The sequence below is a fragment of the Prolixibacter sp. DSM 2831 genome (assembly GCF_056493735.1).
This window is the reverse complement of the sequence record NZ_CM151379.1, coordinates 1,166,916-1,183,158: the sequence shown is the minus strand read 5'-3', so window position 1 is coordinate 1,183,158 and position 16,243 is coordinate 1,166,916. Positions and strand designations below refer to the sequence as shown.

Below are 16,243 nucleotides of genomic sequence, written 5' to 3'. Positions count from 1 at the left end.
GTGAGTTAGGTTAAATACGATTCCACCTCTCCATATCGCATATCGGAATATCAGTATTGGTCAGTTAGACGACAGGAGAAGGTTCGGTTTCTCCTGAATTTAATAATTAAAGTGCTAAACTATTCAAATTGTATTGAAAAACATATAGAAATCAAAACATAAAAACTCATATTCCGAGCTGATTAAGCAAAAAAATAGCTGACTACTGATATGATATCAAATATCGTCAATAGTCAGCTATTAATTCCCAAACCTATGAAAAAAGCTACTAACTCTTAGTATGATAACGAAATGCTCAAAGCATTAACAATCGGAATTCGAACGAGCGATAAAATATTATTGCCCAATAATACCATTATACGTATCGACATCCAGAACCTGTGGCTCGTAAGTAATTCCCAAAGAAGCCAGATTACGGACGAATGCGCGCAGGTGATTGGCTGACCCTTTCAGCAAATTGGCATATACTGTTTCTACGTTAGCATTTTCGACCTTTTCCAGCCAGTTATTCAAATCGACAATATCCGTCTCTTCGATTAATGCACCGACTTTCAGTGCTTCTTCAATTCCAGCACTTCCCTGCTCAGTTAATGTATTATAAAGAGTTTGCAGGTCTTCGTTGGCAAAAACGCCACGCTCATCGGAGGCCGGATTTTCTACGCCATATCCATCAATCAAGTACTGGACTGCATCCATGTGCCGTTGTTCACTATTTGAAATATTGGCAAATACTTTAAGTCCATAAAGATCGTTCATTTCAAGATAAACGTCCCGAGCCATTTTTTCTTCTTCTATCATGAATTGCAGACTGGCAACTTCCTCATCAGTCAGGTCACCAGCTAAATTGCCATCATCATCAATTATTAAAGAGAGTGCTTTTACCTCAGAAGCCTGAACTTCATCGGCAGATACAGAGGGGTTTTCACTACAAGAGGTTACGATAATTAGTGCGGCTATTGCAAGGAATGCAATAAAGAAACTCGTTTTTTTCATCACAACTGATTTTAAGTTCGACTACAAATAATTCAAAAGATGCAGCATTTGCAGAGTCTCAGCTCCGTCGTCGGCAAACAACTATTTAACAGTGAGTTATTCTCAGCAAATGCTACATTTTTTCAGTGTACCGCATGAGACGAATTTTACCCTACACCAATTGGAAAATAATCTTCTATAAATCAGTTCTCTCCCGTTAAAATCTATGTTTTAGGTAACAAATTATTCTTCAGTGGAAATAAAAAAAGCTGACAACAGATACTTCGATATCCGTCGTCAGCTGACTTGCAAACCTATGAAATCCTGTTTGTCTACGTATACTTAGTACACCAGCGTTTGAATGGCGTGCGCCGGTATTTCCAGTTGTGTTTCCGCTTGTCCGACAATCAGGTTGTAAGTAACCGGGCTGTCAGAACCATTCATCACCACCGTGGCCATCTTTCCGTCTTTATTCAGGAAAGAAGTACTGAGCAGTGTACTCCGGCTGGAAGCGGTACTGATGCGCTTCGCTCCCGGATGAATGAATTTGGAGAAATGACCGATATAGTAATAAGCCGGCGTGAAAATCAGTTCGCCGGTTCGGGTATCGGCATGTACGGGTGCAAAACAGAAATTCCCCACATGGTTCGGGCCGCCATTCTGATCAAGCAAAATATTCCAGTCAGTCCAGCCTACCGTTCCGTTATTGAAATCGTGAATCATATTGCTCCCGTAGCGTTCGGCATTCGACCATCGCTGGTATCCTTCACGGGTAAACGCTTCATTACACCCTTCGGTGAACAGCAGGTTCTTATCCGGATAAGATTCCTTCACTACTTGCTCATTGTCCCATTTGGGTTTCGCGCCGGTCCAGGTTTCGTACCAGTGCATTCCCATTCCCCAGGCATATTTAGCCGCATCCGGATCACCGAAAATGGTGTTGGCGCGGTCGACCATTAAATCACGGTTGTGGTCCCAGACAATGATTTTTTTGTCACCGAATCCAGCTTTTTCCATGGTTGGACCGAGGAAGTTTTTCAGAAAATCGCGTTCCTCTGCAGCTGTATATACACATGACTCCCACGTCTGCACAGCCATCGGCTCATTTTGAATGGTGATTCCCCAAATCGGAATTCCTTGTTTCTGGTATGCCTGAATAAACTTCACATAGTAATTGGCCCATGCCTGATCATACTCCGGAAGCAATTTTCCGCCGTGCAGCAAACTCTTGTTGCTTTTCATGAAAGCCGGCGGACTCCACGGACTGGCAAACAAAACCATATGACCGCCAGCCTCGGCAATCGCTCTTTTAATCATCGGAATACGATACTTCATATCGTGAGCTACCGAGAATGTTTTCAGGTCTTTATCCCCATCTTCAACGTAAGTGTAACTTTCACTACTAAAGTCGCAACTACCAATGTTCGTCCGCATCAACGAATAATCGATGCCACTTTTTCCGTAATAGGCTGCCAGCAATTCCTTTTGCTTATCAGCAGGAAGTTTAGCAAATACTTCTGCTGATGCGTCGGTAATGGCGCCACCAATTCCCAGGAATGACTGGAACGATTTCTTCGGATTAACGAAGATGGAAATTTCCGTTTCTTTGGGTTGAACGGCTTTCTGAAACGCTAACTCACCGGTGTGAGCCAGACGTAAGTTGGTATCTTTCGCTGTGGTAAATACCTCAATCTTCTTTCCGCTGGTTGAAAAACCGGGAGCGGCAGTCTCTTTCTTTTCCTGCACCGGCTGAGCACACGACCAGGCCAGAAAGGCGCTAACTAATAATAGGGAATACTTCATCGGATTATATTTATATTAGGACTACCAAATATACGTTCCTACAGCGCCTCCCGCAAGTGTACTGCTCACTGTTTCGTCTCCGAGTTTCATATTAAATGCCTGGGTAACCGAAGCATCGTTCAAAACAATCAGGACGGTTGAACCGTCGGGTGTTACGAAAGCCACATTAGGCAGGTTATCAGGTTGATTGCTCGAGATACGTTTTGAGCCCGGACGAACAAATTTGGACGCATGAGCGATGATGTAGTATGCCGAATTCCGTTTTACATTATCACCATCGATAGTTAGGGCTCCCAAACACTGCGAACAACCTCCATCGGTGTGTGGTTCCAGGCTTGAATTCGCTGCAAGGTTCCATTCCAGAACGGTTTTGCACCAGTTCCTGCTGGCGCCGATAATCAATTCGCGGGTGTGCCATTTCAAATCGCTCGGGAAGTCGCCCGGAGCGCCAATCCACTGCTCGGTAAAATAAAGGTTCTTGTCAGGATAGCTGTTATGCAAAGCAGCCAGACTGTTGATAGAACCGGCATAAAGATGGAACGCTGCACCATCGACATATTTCGAAGCATCGGCATCGTTGTATATCTCCGCCGGGTAATCGGTTCGGTCGCAGTTATGATCGTAAACAATAATTTTCGTCTGAATTCCTGCCGTCTGAAAAGCAGGCCCGAGGCTGGTTTTGATAAACGCCGCCTGCTCCGAGGCCGGCATGTACATGCTCGGATTGTTTCCATCATGCAACGGTTCGTTCTGAATGGTAATGGCATCGATGGTGATTCCTTCCTTCGCCATTCCCTCGATGTACTTCACAAAGTATTTTGCGTATGCATCGTAAAATTCTGGTTTCAGACTTCCGCCGACGGAATTGTTGTTAGTCTTCATCCAGAGTGGTGGAGACCAGGGCGAACCCAGTATTTTGATATTTGGATTGATTGTCAGAATTTCTTTCAGAACCGGAATCAAATATTGCCGGTCGGGAGCCAACGAAAAATGGTCCATGTTGACATCCGTTTCACCGGAAGGTAAATCGTCGTATGAAAATACAGAAGCATCCAAATCGGAAGCTCCGATGCTGATACGAAGGTAGCTGATACCGATATTATTGTCGTTGTCATCAAACAACTCTGTCAGCAAAGCATGTCGTTTGGCAGCCGACATGTTGTAAAGATGCATCGCGCTTCCACCGGTCAGTGCGAAACCAAAGCCATCCATTGTCTGAAATGTTGTTGAGGGATCAATCTCAATCACCGGCAAATTACTGTTTGTCGCCTCGGTTACACTGTTTTCCTGTGGTGTAAACAGCACCGATTTATCAGGTTTAGTCAGATAGAAAGATACATCTACCGGCACCGAAGGAGGTGGAGGTGCAGGAGTTGCCTCTTTTTTGTCGTTACACCGCCATCCCATCACACTTAAAGTCAGCAGTGCAGCCAATCCAACCGTTAATTTTCTCTTTCCAACCATCATTCAATTCGTTAAGTAACCAGGTGGCCGAAACCACCTGGCTTTATTTCAGTTTAGTTTTTGACAAACTGGTAAGTTCCTGTTTGATAGTCATCACTCACAACAATCGTTGCTGTATAGTTACCATCAGCTGTCAGGTTATCAAAATTATCTCCACCGTTATTAGTCATTGTACCACTAAGAGCCGACGGATCATCGGCACCGAACTGCACATCCCATGGCGAGTTGAACTTCATCAGGTAACCTGCTTTCAAGTCTGCCGTTACCGTAAAGGTATAAGGATGAACGTAAGTCATCACAAATTCATCGCGCGTATCCCAGTTCGACCAGTGGAACAACTTCAGATTGTAATAGTACCAGCTCGCTTTCGCTGAAGAGAAATCAATGTTCAGCATGTAAGCCTGGTCTTGTTCAACCGTCATACCACCGGCACCTTCCGACAAGTCAGATGTTCCGGCAACTTTGTCGGCAGTAGGATTATCAGAAGCTCCCACATTTCCGCTCAACGCGTAACTGGTTCCCGAACCATCGGATGCACTGTTCAGGGTATACGTTACGCTACTTTGCAATGCCAGATAAGTACCCGAAGTAAAGGTATCACCATCTTTGGTCAACTCCTTCATCATTGTTCCATCAGCGAACAGGTAAAGGTGATCTGGTGTCGCAACCGGACCAGCAGCATTCGGATCACGCTCAATGGTGTAGGTATACGGATCGTTGGACAAGTCGAGCGTGAAGATGCACTGCCCCGACAACGTTGACTGGTCATCCTCGAAGGAAATACCCAGCTCATTTCCTTCTGACTCCATAATGAGCGAATTGTCGGTACCGACAATGTGTTTCAACAGGTAGCCCCAGTCGCCGTTGGCGCGGAATACAAATCCACCTTTGTCAACCAGGTTGATGCTGCCTTTCCAGACACCGCCGCCCTGGTATTGCAGAGGCTCGTCACCTCCCCAACCGCCGTCGATGATACCACCAACAATGCTCCATTTATCAATCTTCAGTAATGAATAGGTGTTGTTATCCAAATCAACCGAGATACGGTAAACGGCTGAATCGGGAGCAACAATCGCGGTACCTGATTTCACCAGGTTTCCGTCAGAACCACCATATTGATGAGCCGGCAGACTCGTAGCGCTGAAGAATTTAAAGGCTTTTCCTTTATCCAAATGAGTATAGGCTTCGTAACGGTTCAGTCCATTTCCATTGGCATCCTTCAGGCGGCGCATTGGAATTGCTTTCGACAAATCTGTGCCGGTCTCAGTAGCTTCTCCTGAAACATACAGAGAAGTAGGAATAATTTCATGTTGGAAACGGGTCACCAGCAAATCGCCCGATGAGTAAGTGCTTTTGCTCAAGCAACTGGCGACGACGGCCCAGGTCACCTTCGATTCGGCATCCGCCGGAAAACCGGCCAGCGACATCGCTTCATTCAGCTGACTGGCCGAAATAGATGCAGTAAGTGCGGTACCCGTGTTAGCCGCTTTCACCGAAAGAATCGGGGTATCGAAACTGGTTGAACCGGCAGTATCGATTACGACAGAATAATAGACGCCAAAACCAGCCGTGGAAGAGGCTCCGGTCCAGGTAAAGACGATAGTTGAATCAGGTTTGTTCTCATCCAAAACAATGGATGAATTCGCCGCTGGAGAAACAATAGCAGGATCACTTAACTCCCAGTTTCCTTCCGGCGCAAGATTATCTTTTTCAGTGCACGACCAACCGGCAAACAACAGCGCGATGACCGTGAGCAATAAACTATATCTTGTCTTCATTTTTTTCATTTGTTGTTTGAAAGAGACATGGTCCGGGCGTCACCATAAATGCCCTTAAAATCGTTGTCCTCCAGAATGGATAGTACAACAGGCAACCACCTTTCCATGTCCTTTCATGTAACATAAATTTCAATATCATCCTATATTACAACGGATTCTGCTCCAACTGCGGGTTCCTGTCAAGTTCCTGCTGCGGAATCGGGAGCAGCGTTTTGGCTTCCGTTACATTATACTGTGTAGGCTGACCAGTCCTCAGGTCAATTTCCTGCAGGTTCTTCATAGTCGAAACCACCAGGTTATGGCGTTTCAGGTCATCCCAACGCTGTCCTTCCTGAGCAAGTTCCAAACGGCGCTCGTTCAGAATAGCCGTACGCAATGCATCTTTCGTGGCAGTTTGTTCGGCTGTCAGCGGTGCCAGATTTACCCGTGCTCGGATTTTATTCACCTCAGCTGCGGCTCCTGACAGGTCACCGGTTTCATTCAGTGCTTCGGCTTTCATCAGAACAACATCACCATAACGAAGAATGTACAACCGATCGGTACTGGCCCATCCCATGGCATTTTTCATTTTGTAAGCGAATGGAATACTGCTGCCTTTGGCATTTCCCCAGTATTCGTCAATCCAGTCGTTCACATTTTCGAAAATAACGCTGGCATTTTTTCGCACCACATCACCTTCCGCATCGTAAGCGTCAATCAGGTTGTGTGATGGAACGACAAACTTCCGCCAGTTGTCACCCGTCAGTGACGGCGGCAACATCAACTGAGGAGCCCAGTTTCCTTCACTTCCTCCGGTAAATTGCACTTCCAGAATTGACTCAGCATTGTTGTAATGATTACCATCGAAGAGGTCGGCGTAGTTGTCCAGCAAACGATAATTGGCTGAGCTGGCTTCTACTTTGGCAATGTATTCCAATGCTTTTGCATAATCATGCGAGGGTTCCTGCATACAGGCTTTCGCGGCAAGCGCATAGGCGGCACCGGCAGTTGCGCGGGCTTTGTTGACTGTCGCATCACTTCCATACGTATCCGGTAAAAGTTTGCCTGCTTCATCCAGATCTTTCAGAATCTGAGCATACACTTCTGCCTCTGTAGCGCGAGGCAACTGAACTTTACCCGGATCGGTCGTTGTCGTCGACTCGAGTACCAGTGGCACACCTCCCCAGTTTTTGGCCAGGTTATAGTAGTGCAATGCTCTCAGGAATAAAGCTTCGCCTTTGATTTGTTGTCTGCGCTCATCCGTCAACTTCGGATCAGTAACATCCTGAAGCCGGTCAAGCACGGTATTGGCTTTCAGAATCCCGTTGTACAACTCTGACCACCATGACAACAGACGGCTGTTGGTCGGCGTGATATTGAACAGGTCGATGGCAAAAATCTCCGGGTTATCACCACCCGCATAGTCGTTATCGGTCCTCACATCTTCGAGTAAAATTTGGTCCCAGATGTAATACGATGATGATTGAAAAGTCTCGTATGAACCGGTCAGTGCTGCCTCGATTTGATTGGCCGTAGAATATGCACTACTGGTCGTCTCTTCCGAGATGGGAGTCAAATCGAGATAGTTGTCACAGGCAGCCGCCGAAAAGAGGATCGCTGCGCTGAGGATATATTTTTTGAATGAATGAAAATTCATATCTCTATCTTTTTTAGAAAGTTATATTTAAACCAAAGATGATGTTCCGGGTCTGTGGGTAAGTACCGTAATCGATGCCTTTTGCCGTATTGGAAGTTCCGAAGGCGTTCACCTCCGGGTCAAATCCGGAGTAGTCAGTCAATGTCCAGAGGTTTTCCCCGGTGGCATACACCTTCACGTTCTGCATCTTCACTTTGTCCGTCCATGCTTTCGGCAGTTGGTAGCTCAGGGTAACTGTTTTCAAACGGAGGTAAGAACCATCTTCGATAAAACGGCTGGAAATACGTGAGTTATCATAGCTCCCCCAGCTTGCTTTCGGAATATCAGTCTGGTCACCGGGTTGTCTCCAGCGGCGCAGTACAGCCGTCGACTGGTTCTGCGGTCCGGTCATGCCTTCAATTTCCATACGGGAAGCATTCAACATATCGTTTCCTTGCGAACCTTGCAGGAATACGGACAAAGACAGTGATTTATAGCTGACGTTGTTGGTCATACCGTAAATGAATTTAGGATTGGCATCACCAATCACCACACGATCGTCAGCCGAAGGCGTGAAAGTACTGGAGCCATCTTTAGCGATGTAATAAGCATTACCGGTCTGCGGGTCAACACCGCCCCACACATATCCGAAGAGTGTTCCGAGCGGCAGGCCTTCTTTCACCAGGCTGGCATCGCCGCGGTTGGTGATGGTTCCGGCATAAATCTCTTGTCCAACCAAGTCAACCACCTTGTTCCTGTTGAATGAAATGTTGAAGTTCGTCGACCAGTTGATGGCTTTTTTCACGTTGACGGTTGTCAGGTTAAATTCCAGACCTTTATTCTGCAACTTACCAACATTCTGGATAGCCGAATCGAAACCGGTACTGCGTGGCAACGGTGCATTCAGCAACAGGTCGCTGGTGTTCCGGATATAAGCATCAGCTGAAAACTGGATGCGTCCGCGGAAAACAGACAAATCAAGACCTACGTTGGTCTGTTCCGACTGCTCCCATTTCAAGTTCCGGTTTTCTACCGAAGAAGGATATGTTCCTGGCAGTGTAGAACCACCAATCGGATAATTAGCTCCACTTCCTACGCGTCCAAACCAGGCATAGTTTGTAATCTGGTCGTTACCAACAACACCCCAACCGGCGCGCAATTTCAGATCGTTGAGGAAGCTCAGGTCCTGCATAAACGGTTCCTGCGAAATACGCCATCCGATGGATGATGACGGGAAATATCCCCAACGGTTATCCGGACCGAAAACACTGGACGCATCGGCGCGGAAGTTAACCGTCAGCAGGTACTTATCTTTAAAACTGTAGTTGATACGTCCCAGGAAGGAAGTATTCCGCTTTTTAGCCTTATCGGAAGAAGCCGCAATCATTTCAGAACCACCATTGGTTGTCTGAACACCGTTGCCGGAAAAGTTGCGGGTTTCGATATGGGCGTTTTCCCAGTAAGACTCCTGGATAACACTACCTGCTAATGCTTCAATTTTGTGTGAGCCTAACGTTTTATTGAAAGTCAAAGTGTTATCCCAAATGTAGTAGCTGGTTTTATTGGTATTGTTAATTCCCTGTCCGTTCAAAGCACGGCCATAGCTGGTCAGGAACGGATCGAGGAAATAATCATAAATATCATTGCGATCATCGATACCCAGATTCGATTTGAAACTGAAATCTTTCAGGAAATCGATTTTAGCATACACATTACCCAGTATCCGCTGGCTCTTGTATTTTCGGTTCGAACCGTCGGTGCTGGCAATCGGGTTTTCCCAGTTCTGAAACGGGTTGCTTGTAAACGTCCCATCCGGATTATAAATGCCAATAACGGGAGGGGTTGTCAATGCACCCAGCAGAACACCGCCTTTATCGACACCCTGGTTGTCATTCACGTCCACATCCGAATAAACCGAGTAAGCCATGCGGGTTCCCACGGTCAGCCACTTATTCACTTCCTGATCAAGGTTGATTTTAAAGTTGTAGCGGTTCATCTGCGCACTGCGGACAGCACCAACCTGTTCAACCCAGCCGCCTGACATGTAGTAGGACGTTTTATTGCTTTTCCCGGAAACGGATAACTGATAATTCTGTGAACGCCCGTTCTGGAAAATCTCTTTCTGCCAGTCGGTATTGTGAGTATACAACGACCAGTCGGTGTTTTTGCCCATCTCGGTCATCAGGTCGCGATACTGCTCACCGTTCAATACCGGCAGGGTTCTCCATACCTGGGAGAAACCATTGTACACATCCAGTTTCACGGTCGGGCGTTCGGAAGTTCCTTTATAGGTTGTAATCAACACAACCCCGTTGGCTCCCTGAGCACCATAAATAGCTGCCGAAGAAGCATCTTTCAGGATAGAAATACTCTGAATGTCGGCCGGATTGATGGAACGGGTATCGGTTGTCGGTACACCGTCGACCACGTAAAGCGGCTCACTTCCGGCGGTAATGGAGTTCGTTCCGCGAATGCGAATACTAAATCCCTGGGAGGGTTTTCCAGAACTGGAAAGTACCTGCACACCGGCCGCTTTACCTTCGATGAGTGCCCCCATTTGAGTATTGGGACGCGAATCCATCTGTTTGGAATCGACCATGGCAACCGAACCGGTTACATCTTTTTTCTGCTGAGTACCATAACCAACCACCACCACTTCATCGAGGCCCGTCACATTCTCTTCCATGGTCACATCAATGGTTGCGCGGTTGCCAATGCTCACGTCTTTGGTCTTCATACCAATAAAACTGAAAGTGAGCACTCCATCAGCAGGAATGTCTCCCGAAAGGGAATACTTTCCATCAAAATTGGTGATAGTACCGGTCGATGTTCCTTTCACCATAACGGTCACCGAGGGAATGGGCTCCCCTGATTTGTCCGTCACAGTTCCTGTAATCGTTCGTTGCTGTGCATACGAACTTACCGACAGGAGCAATCCTGCCAGAAGGCATAAAACAGATTTATGCCAGAGACGAATTTTCAAGAACGTCATTGTTTTTTCTTTTTTCATAGGATTATTTGTTTACCTTCCATTGCATTATCAGGCTATCCGCGTGCATTATGCGATAACACATAACTTTCGCCCGCCCGCTTCCAGACGCAGCCAGACATTCAGATGCAATTCTTTCTCGTTACCGACCTTAGATTTACGCCGGAATAGCTGTATTCAACTCGAAAAGTTTATCGGAGTTTTTATCCCTCTTTGGTAGGCCTATGTTAGACCCGTAACGAAAGGACAAAACAGGATGATTCTACAGACAGATGTGTTTAACGTCTTCTTCATAGCGATTGTAATTTTTAGTTAGCAATTGTGCCCAATTGGTTGTCTGACGGAATATCAAAAAGCTCCGCCCGATTTTCAGGTTTTATAGCAATGGTAAATAGAATGAGATTGGGAGGGATTAACGAATGACGGTAGGGAAAATGTAGATAAAAGTGGGACACCAAAAAGGATTATTATCTCATTTTATGGCACTTGAATTTTTCCGGAGATTCAAAAAAAGTGGATGGTTTAAACCCGAAATGAGTACAAGTTTACCTCTCAGACGATAAAAAGGGGGAAATTTCGGTCTGCTATTCGCGTGAAAATTCTCCGATTTTCATCACGTAATCTTCAAAGTCGTCGCGGGGAACGACAGCCCGGTTTTTCACTTTCACCCGGTAATTATAGATGGTGTTTACCGAATAACGTAAAAGCTTGGCAATGGCAGCACTATCGGAAATTCCCAGCCGAATCAAAGCGAAAATGCGCAATTCGGTATTTAGCATTTCGCCCTTCTTCACGTTAATTTGCTCATTCTCTTTCAACAAGGCGTTGAATTCTTCCACGAAAGTGGGATAAATCTGCAGGAAGGTATGATCGAAATTGTCGTAAAACTCCCGGATTTCGTCTTCGATTAACCGCTTCGATTTGGTTCGCTCGAACAGTTCCGACACTTCCCGGTCGGCAATTTGCTTGTTCACATTCCGGCGGAAGCCATCGAGCTTATCGATGTAATCGGAGCAAATGCTGAAGAAGCTGCCGATGTATTGTTCCTTCACATGGTTCGACTCCGAAAGTTGGCTGTTCAACTCATTCAGCTGAGTGTTCGCTTCGGAAAGATGGCCGTTCAAATCCCGGAGTTTCAGGTTTACTTTCTGCAGCTCTTTACGCGCTCGGGCAAGCTTTTTCACCTGGCTGTAAATAAACAATATGGAGAGCAACAACACCACCAACAGCAGGCTAATGATAATAAGCAGGTTGCGCAGATGTGCCTTCTGCTTGTCGCTTTTCTTTTGATAAGCTGCTGTCACCACGGGTAGAATGTTCGATATCTGCATGTACCGAAGCCTCGAGTTGAAATAAGCCGCATCTTCGAACGAGAACTTGATGTACTCGTAAGCCCGGTCAATTTTATTTTGATGGTAGAGGATTGTCGAAAGCGCTGCCATCGATGCATTGTCTTTTACCGCCGCCCGGATGTCGGACATCGCAGATAAAATCAGGTATTTTTCGCGTTGTTCCGTATTATTCTGTAGCTGATAGGACAAGGAACGATCGAACGTAATCATCGAATACTCGCGGGTTCCCATTTGCGTCATCGCTAAACGCTTGCTGTTCACCCAGCGACACGAGTCATATTCACCGGCATCCCGGTACTGCTTTTCCTCGATGGCCAGGTAAGCTTCCGAGTTTGGGTCGAGCAGCTTCACCACCGAATCACGGTAGGCTTTATAGAGCTTGTAGTATTTGCCTGCATTTTCCTTCACCTGGTTATATACGTTCAGGTCGGAATACACGTGCATGAAATCGTGGTAGTAATTCGGTAATAGTTTTTCCGAAAGGTGCTTTCTATCTACTTCGTGCAAAATATCCAGCGCCTCTTTATACCTACCCGATGAAGCCAGAATTCCGGAAAGATTAATGCGGGTTTCATTCAGCATCGTCCTGTTATCCAGGTCACGGGCCAGCTGAAAATTCAAATCGATGTAGTGGAGGGCCGAGTCGAAGTTGAACGGGATATACTCATCGAGAATGCGGTTGTTGATATAATACCGCTGAGACGAACTCAATCCCGGTTCATTGAGTAAGCTTTTGATGTTCTTTATCTTCTGCAGTTTTACCTGCTCGTATTGCTTCCGCTGCTTCATGGTTAAATCCAATTGATGCAACAACGAATCAATCTCGCTGGCCATGCTAAGTTGACAGCTAACTGCGAAAAGAATCAGTAACAACAGTAACTTCCTCATTCTGCAAAATTAAAAAAACAATGAAAGGTGGTTACATTACCAATAGTGTCGAACCTCAAACGAAGATCAAATAATCCATGCTCAAATAAAGCAAAATCATCAAATTTGAAACTTTTTGATCTCTATCAATAGTTGCTTATGAAACTTCATTAAATCTTCGAATAGCTGATTTACATCAACACAAAAAGTCTCGAAATCCCAATGATACTCTTGATTATTAGCATCAAACAAGCCCCGGACCATATTCGATAATTCGAAAAGTTTATTTGTCTTTATATCCCTTAACAAATCAAGTATTTCAATCGGCAACAAATGTAGATAATAAGAAAATTCAGATAATTCATTAAATCCAGCATCATAAGATGATTTAATACTTTCTGCAATTCGATCTAGAAGCTGAATTGCCTCTTTTGAATCAATATCAATTTCTCCAGTTTGGGTATTTGTGGCTATTGCCTGAAGTCGTGCATTAATGACTGCTTCAATTCTTTGCCTGCGTTCTTCATAACTAAATTCAACAAAACTACTTTTTTCAGTTGGATGAAATATAAATTGAATAACAATCGCATCAATAATGCCGCGAATATTGAATTCAAGTCCCTCCAGCAAAGTATTAAGGCGATACCTTTTCATCAATTGAGGCGTTTCAACTGAAATAAAATAAATGAGATATCCAATGGAATAAGACGACCCCAGACTATACATCACTTCTCCAAACGCATATGCACCATCCCAAGTCGAAGGCATGTTTACCAAATAAAATTTATAGGCAAAGAGCCATCCCAAGACAGCAATAAACGAAGAGAAAAACCAGTAATTTAAATTCCTAAGTATAATTCGCACTTGCTTCATTACGTACTTATTATTAAATCTGTCCAATTACACTTGAGTAATATAATCTCTAAATATACACTTTGTTCTTCATTACTGAAGTAACTTAACAAACACTTAGTTAAGTTGTACTATGTTGTCAAGAACATTATTTTGAAAGGCATTATTGCAGTGGTTCCCAACATATTTTTATATTTTCGTTGGTTATTTAGAACGACTCTGTCTAACACACCCCGTTAGATGGGAGCCAATACAGACGCATTTATTCATTCAAATTTTAAAACAGACAGAATGAAACGACATCTTTCTTTTTTGCTGATTGCGCTGGCGGTTGTGATAACCTCCTGCAGCAATGGCAACAACGGCAAATCAGCCAATTCTAAAACCACCGATTTGAAGAACAACCCCTTTATGAAACCCAGCACCTTGCCCTACGGCGCCCCGGATTTCACCAAAATCAAAGACAGCGATTTTCAGCCTGCCATGGAGGAAGGCATGAAAGAACAACTGGCTGCCATTGAGAAAATTGCCAATAATCCGGAAGCTCCGACTTTTGAAAACACCCTGGTAGCCATGGAAAAAACCGGTCAGCTATTGAACCGTGTTTATGGCGTATTTAATCTGTTGGCAGGTGCCAATACCAATCCTACCATTCAAAAAATTGGCGAAGAAGAGGCGCCCAAGCTGGCAGCTCACCACGATGCCATTTACCTCAACAGCAAGCTCTTCGAACGCGTAAAAACGATTTACAACGAGCGTGACACGTTGAATCTCGATCCGGAATCGAAAAAGCTGGTAGAGTATTACTATCAGCAATTCCAACTGGCCGGAGCGAATCTTTCGGACGCCGATAAAGCGAAGTTGAAAAAACTGAACGAAGAAGAAGCGACGCTCAGCGCCCAGTTTACCAACAGACTGATGGCAGCTGCTAAAGCGGGAGCCCTGGTAGTAGACAACAAGGATAAACTAGCTGGCCTGTCGGATGCCGAAATTCAGACGGCCGCACAGGATGCCAAAGCCGACAAGCAGGACGGCAAATACCTGATTCCGCTGCAGAACACCACGCAACAACCGGATCTTCAGTCGTTGACCAACCGCAAAGTTCGTCACGAACTGTTCGAACACTCGTGGACCCGCGCCGAAAAAGGCGATAAAAACGATACCCGCGCCATCATTTCCCGCTTAGCGGAAATTCGCGCTGACCAGGCTCAATTGCTCGGTTATAAAAACTTTGCTGCCTGGAAACTGCAGGACCAGATGGCCAAAACACCGGAAGCTGTAGAAAAATTCCTCGGCAAACTGGTTCCCGCAGCTACCGCGAAAGCCAAACGCGAAGCAGCCGAAATCCAGAAAGTCATCGACAAGGACAAAGGCGGTTTCAAACTACAACCTTGGGACTGGAATTTCTATGCAGAAAAAGTGCGGAAAGCAAAATATGATCTCGATGAAAATCAGATCAAACCTTATTTTGAGCTGAACAACGTACTGGAAAATGGTGTGTTCTATGCCGCTCACGAACTGTACGGACTGACCTTCAAAGAGCGCCATGACATTCCGGTGTACCAGAAGGATGTTCGTGTATTCGACGTAATTGACAAAGACAGCACCACCATCGGTTTGTTCTACTGCGATTACTTCAAACGCGACAACAAATCGGGCGGTGCCTGGATGGATAACATCATCGGACAGTCAAAACTATTAGGAACCAAGCCGGTGATTTACAACGTTTGCAACTTCACCAAACCGGCTCCCGGACAACCGGCATTGCTGAGCTTCGACGACGTAACCACCATGTTCCATGAGTTCGGTCACGCCCTGCACGGTTTCTTTGCCGACCAGGAATATCCGAGTCTTTCGGGAACAGCAGTTGCCCGCGACTTTGTGGAATTCCCGTCGCAGTTTAACGAGCACTGGGCAATGTACCCGAAAGTGTTCAAGCACTACGCTATCAATTACAAAACCGGCAAACCGATGCCGAAAGAACTGGTTGACAAAATCAAAAAATCAGCTACTTTCAACCAGGGTTATGCTTTGACCGAATTGCTGGCTGCCGCCGAACTGGATATGCAATGGCACACCATCCCGGCAGGCGATTCCATCAAAAATGTAGACCAGTTTGAGACTAATGCATTGCAGAAAACACACCTGAACCTGGAACAGGTTCCGCCGCGTTATCGCTCTACCTACTTCCTCCATATCTGGGGAAATGGTTATGCAGCTGGTTACTATGCGTACCTATGGACCGAAATGCTGGACGACGATGCTTATGCATGGTTTGAAGAGCATGGAGGAATGACCCGCGCCAATGGTCAGCGTTTCCGCGATATGATTCTGTCTCGTGGTAACACCGAAGATTACGAGAAGATGTACAAAGACTTCCGCGGCCGCGATCCGGAAATCGGACCGATGCTGAAAAACCGCGGTCTGGTAGCAGAATAGTTTATTCTTAGCCGAAATAATAAGTACCTGGATTGCCCCTGGTTCCTGCCTGGAATCAGGGGTATCTTTTTATACGAAAAAATCCGGACGATGGTCCGGACTTTAGAAGGTA

Annotated in this window: 9 protein-coding genes; 1 reads left to right on the top strand and 8 read right to left on the bottom strand. The window is 45.6% G+C overall.

Going from position 1 to position 16,243, the window contains the following annotated elements:
• Positions 1-336 precede the first annotated feature (336 nt).
• The 8 genes from AC060N_RS04620 to AC060N_RS04585 form a co-directional block, all read right to left on the bottom strand.
• On the bottom strand, positions 337-993 hold the full coding sequence (locus AC060N_RS04620; protein ID WP_479526071.1) for a DUF2202 domain-containing protein: 657 nt from the start codon (positions 991-993) through the stop codon (positions 337-339).
• 321 nt (positions 994-1,314) lie between these two features.
• Positions 1,315-2,775: a glycoside hydrolase family 30 protein gene (locus AC060N_RS04615; RefSeq protein WP_479526070.1), complete on the bottom strand. Its 1,461-nt coding sequence runs from the start codon at positions 2,773-2,775 to the stop codon at positions 1,315-1,317.
• A 21-nt stretch (positions 2,776-2,796) separates the two neighbouring features.
• Complete coding sequence (locus AC060N_RS04610; protein ID WP_479526069.1) at positions 2,797-4,242, bottom strand: glycoside hydrolase family 30 protein; 1,446 nt, start codon at positions 4,240-4,242, stop codon at positions 2,797-2,799.
• Positions 4,243-4,292: 50 nt separating this feature from the next.
• Positions 4,293-6,017, bottom strand: coding sequence for a SusE domain-containing protein (locus tag AC060N_RS04605; protein ID WP_479526068.1), 1,725 nt, complete (start codon positions 6,015-6,017; stop codon positions 4,293-4,295).
• A 145-nt stretch (positions 6,018-6,162) separates the two neighbouring features.
• Positions 6,163-7,653 carry a RagB/SusD family nutrient uptake outer membrane protein gene (locus AC060N_RS04600; protein ID WP_479526067.1) on the bottom strand — a complete coding sequence of 497 codons (1,491 nt, stop codon included), beginning with the start codon at positions 7,651-7,653 and terminating at the stop codon, positions 6,163-6,165.
• Between the two features lie 13 nt (positions 7,654-7,666).
• Positions 7,667-10,642 carry a SusC/RagA family TonB-linked outer membrane protein gene (locus AC060N_RS04595; RefSeq protein ID WP_479526066.1) on the bottom strand — a complete coding sequence of 992 codons (2,976 nt, stop codon included), beginning with the start codon at positions 10,640-10,642 and terminating at the stop codon, positions 7,667-7,669.
• A gap of 563 nt (positions 10,643-11,205) precedes the next feature.
• Positions 11,206-12,861: a DUF6377 domain-containing protein gene (locus AC060N_RS04590; RefSeq protein ID WP_479526065.1), complete on the bottom strand. Its 1,656-nt coding sequence runs from the start codon at positions 12,859-12,861 to the stop codon at positions 11,206-11,208.
• Positions 12,862-12,960: 99 nt separating this feature from the next.
• Entirely contained in the window at positions 12,961-13,713 is a 753-nt protein-coding gene (locus tag AC060N_RS04585) for a hypothetical protein (RefSeq protein ID WP_479526064.1), read from the bottom strand.
• Positions 13,714-13,983: 270 nt separating this feature from the next.
• On the opposite strand from AC060N_RS04585, the gene dcp reads away from it, so the two are divergent.
• Positions 13,984-16,131 (top strand): peptidyl-dipeptidase Dcp, encoded by a 2,148-nt coding sequence (dcp, locus tag AC060N_RS04580; protein ID WP_479526063.1) that lies wholly within the window; start codon positions 13,984-13,986, stop codon positions 16,129-16,131.
• Positions 16,132-16,243: the final 112 nt, after the last annotated feature.

What these genes read in the sequence shown, in the direction of transcription:
- AC060N_RS04620 (WP_479526071.1), bottom strand. Translation starts at nt 993, where the DNA reads ATGAAAAAAACGAGTTTCTTTATTGCATTCCTTGCAATAGCCGCACTA.
- AC060N_RS04605 (WP_479526068.1), bottom strand. Translation starts at nt 6,017, where the DNA reads ATGAAGACAAGATATAGTTTATTGCTCACGGTCATCGCGCTGTTGTTT.
- AC060N_RS04595 (WP_479526066.1), bottom strand. Translation starts at nt 10,642, where the DNA reads ATGAAAAAAGAAAAAACAATGACGTTCTTGAAAATTCGTCTCTGGCAT.
- AC060N_RS04590 (WP_479526065.1), bottom strand. Translation starts at nt 12,861, where the DNA reads ATGAGGAAGTTACTGTTGTTACTGATTCTTTTCGCAGTTAGCTGTCAA.
- AC060N_RS04610 (WP_479526069.1), bottom strand. Translation starts at nt 4,242, where the DNA reads ATGATGGTTGGAAAGAGAAAATTAACGGTTGGATTGGCTGCACTGCTG.
- AC060N_RS04615 (WP_479526070.1), bottom strand. Translation starts at nt 2,775, where the DNA reads ATGAAGTATTCCCTATTATTAGTTAGCGCCTTTCTGGCCTGGTCGTGT.
- AC060N_RS04585 (WP_479526064.1), bottom strand. Translation starts at nt 13,713, where the DNA reads ATGAAGCAAGTGCGAATTATACTTAGGAATTTAAATTACTGGTTTTTC.
- dcp (WP_479526063.1), top strand. Translation starts at nt 13,984, where the DNA reads ATGAAACGACATCTTTCTTTTTTGCTGATTGCGCTGGCGGTTGTGATA.
- AC060N_RS04600 (WP_479526067.1), bottom strand. Translation starts at nt 7,653, where the DNA reads ATGAATTTTCATTCATTCAAAAAATATATCCTCAGCGCAGCGATCCTC.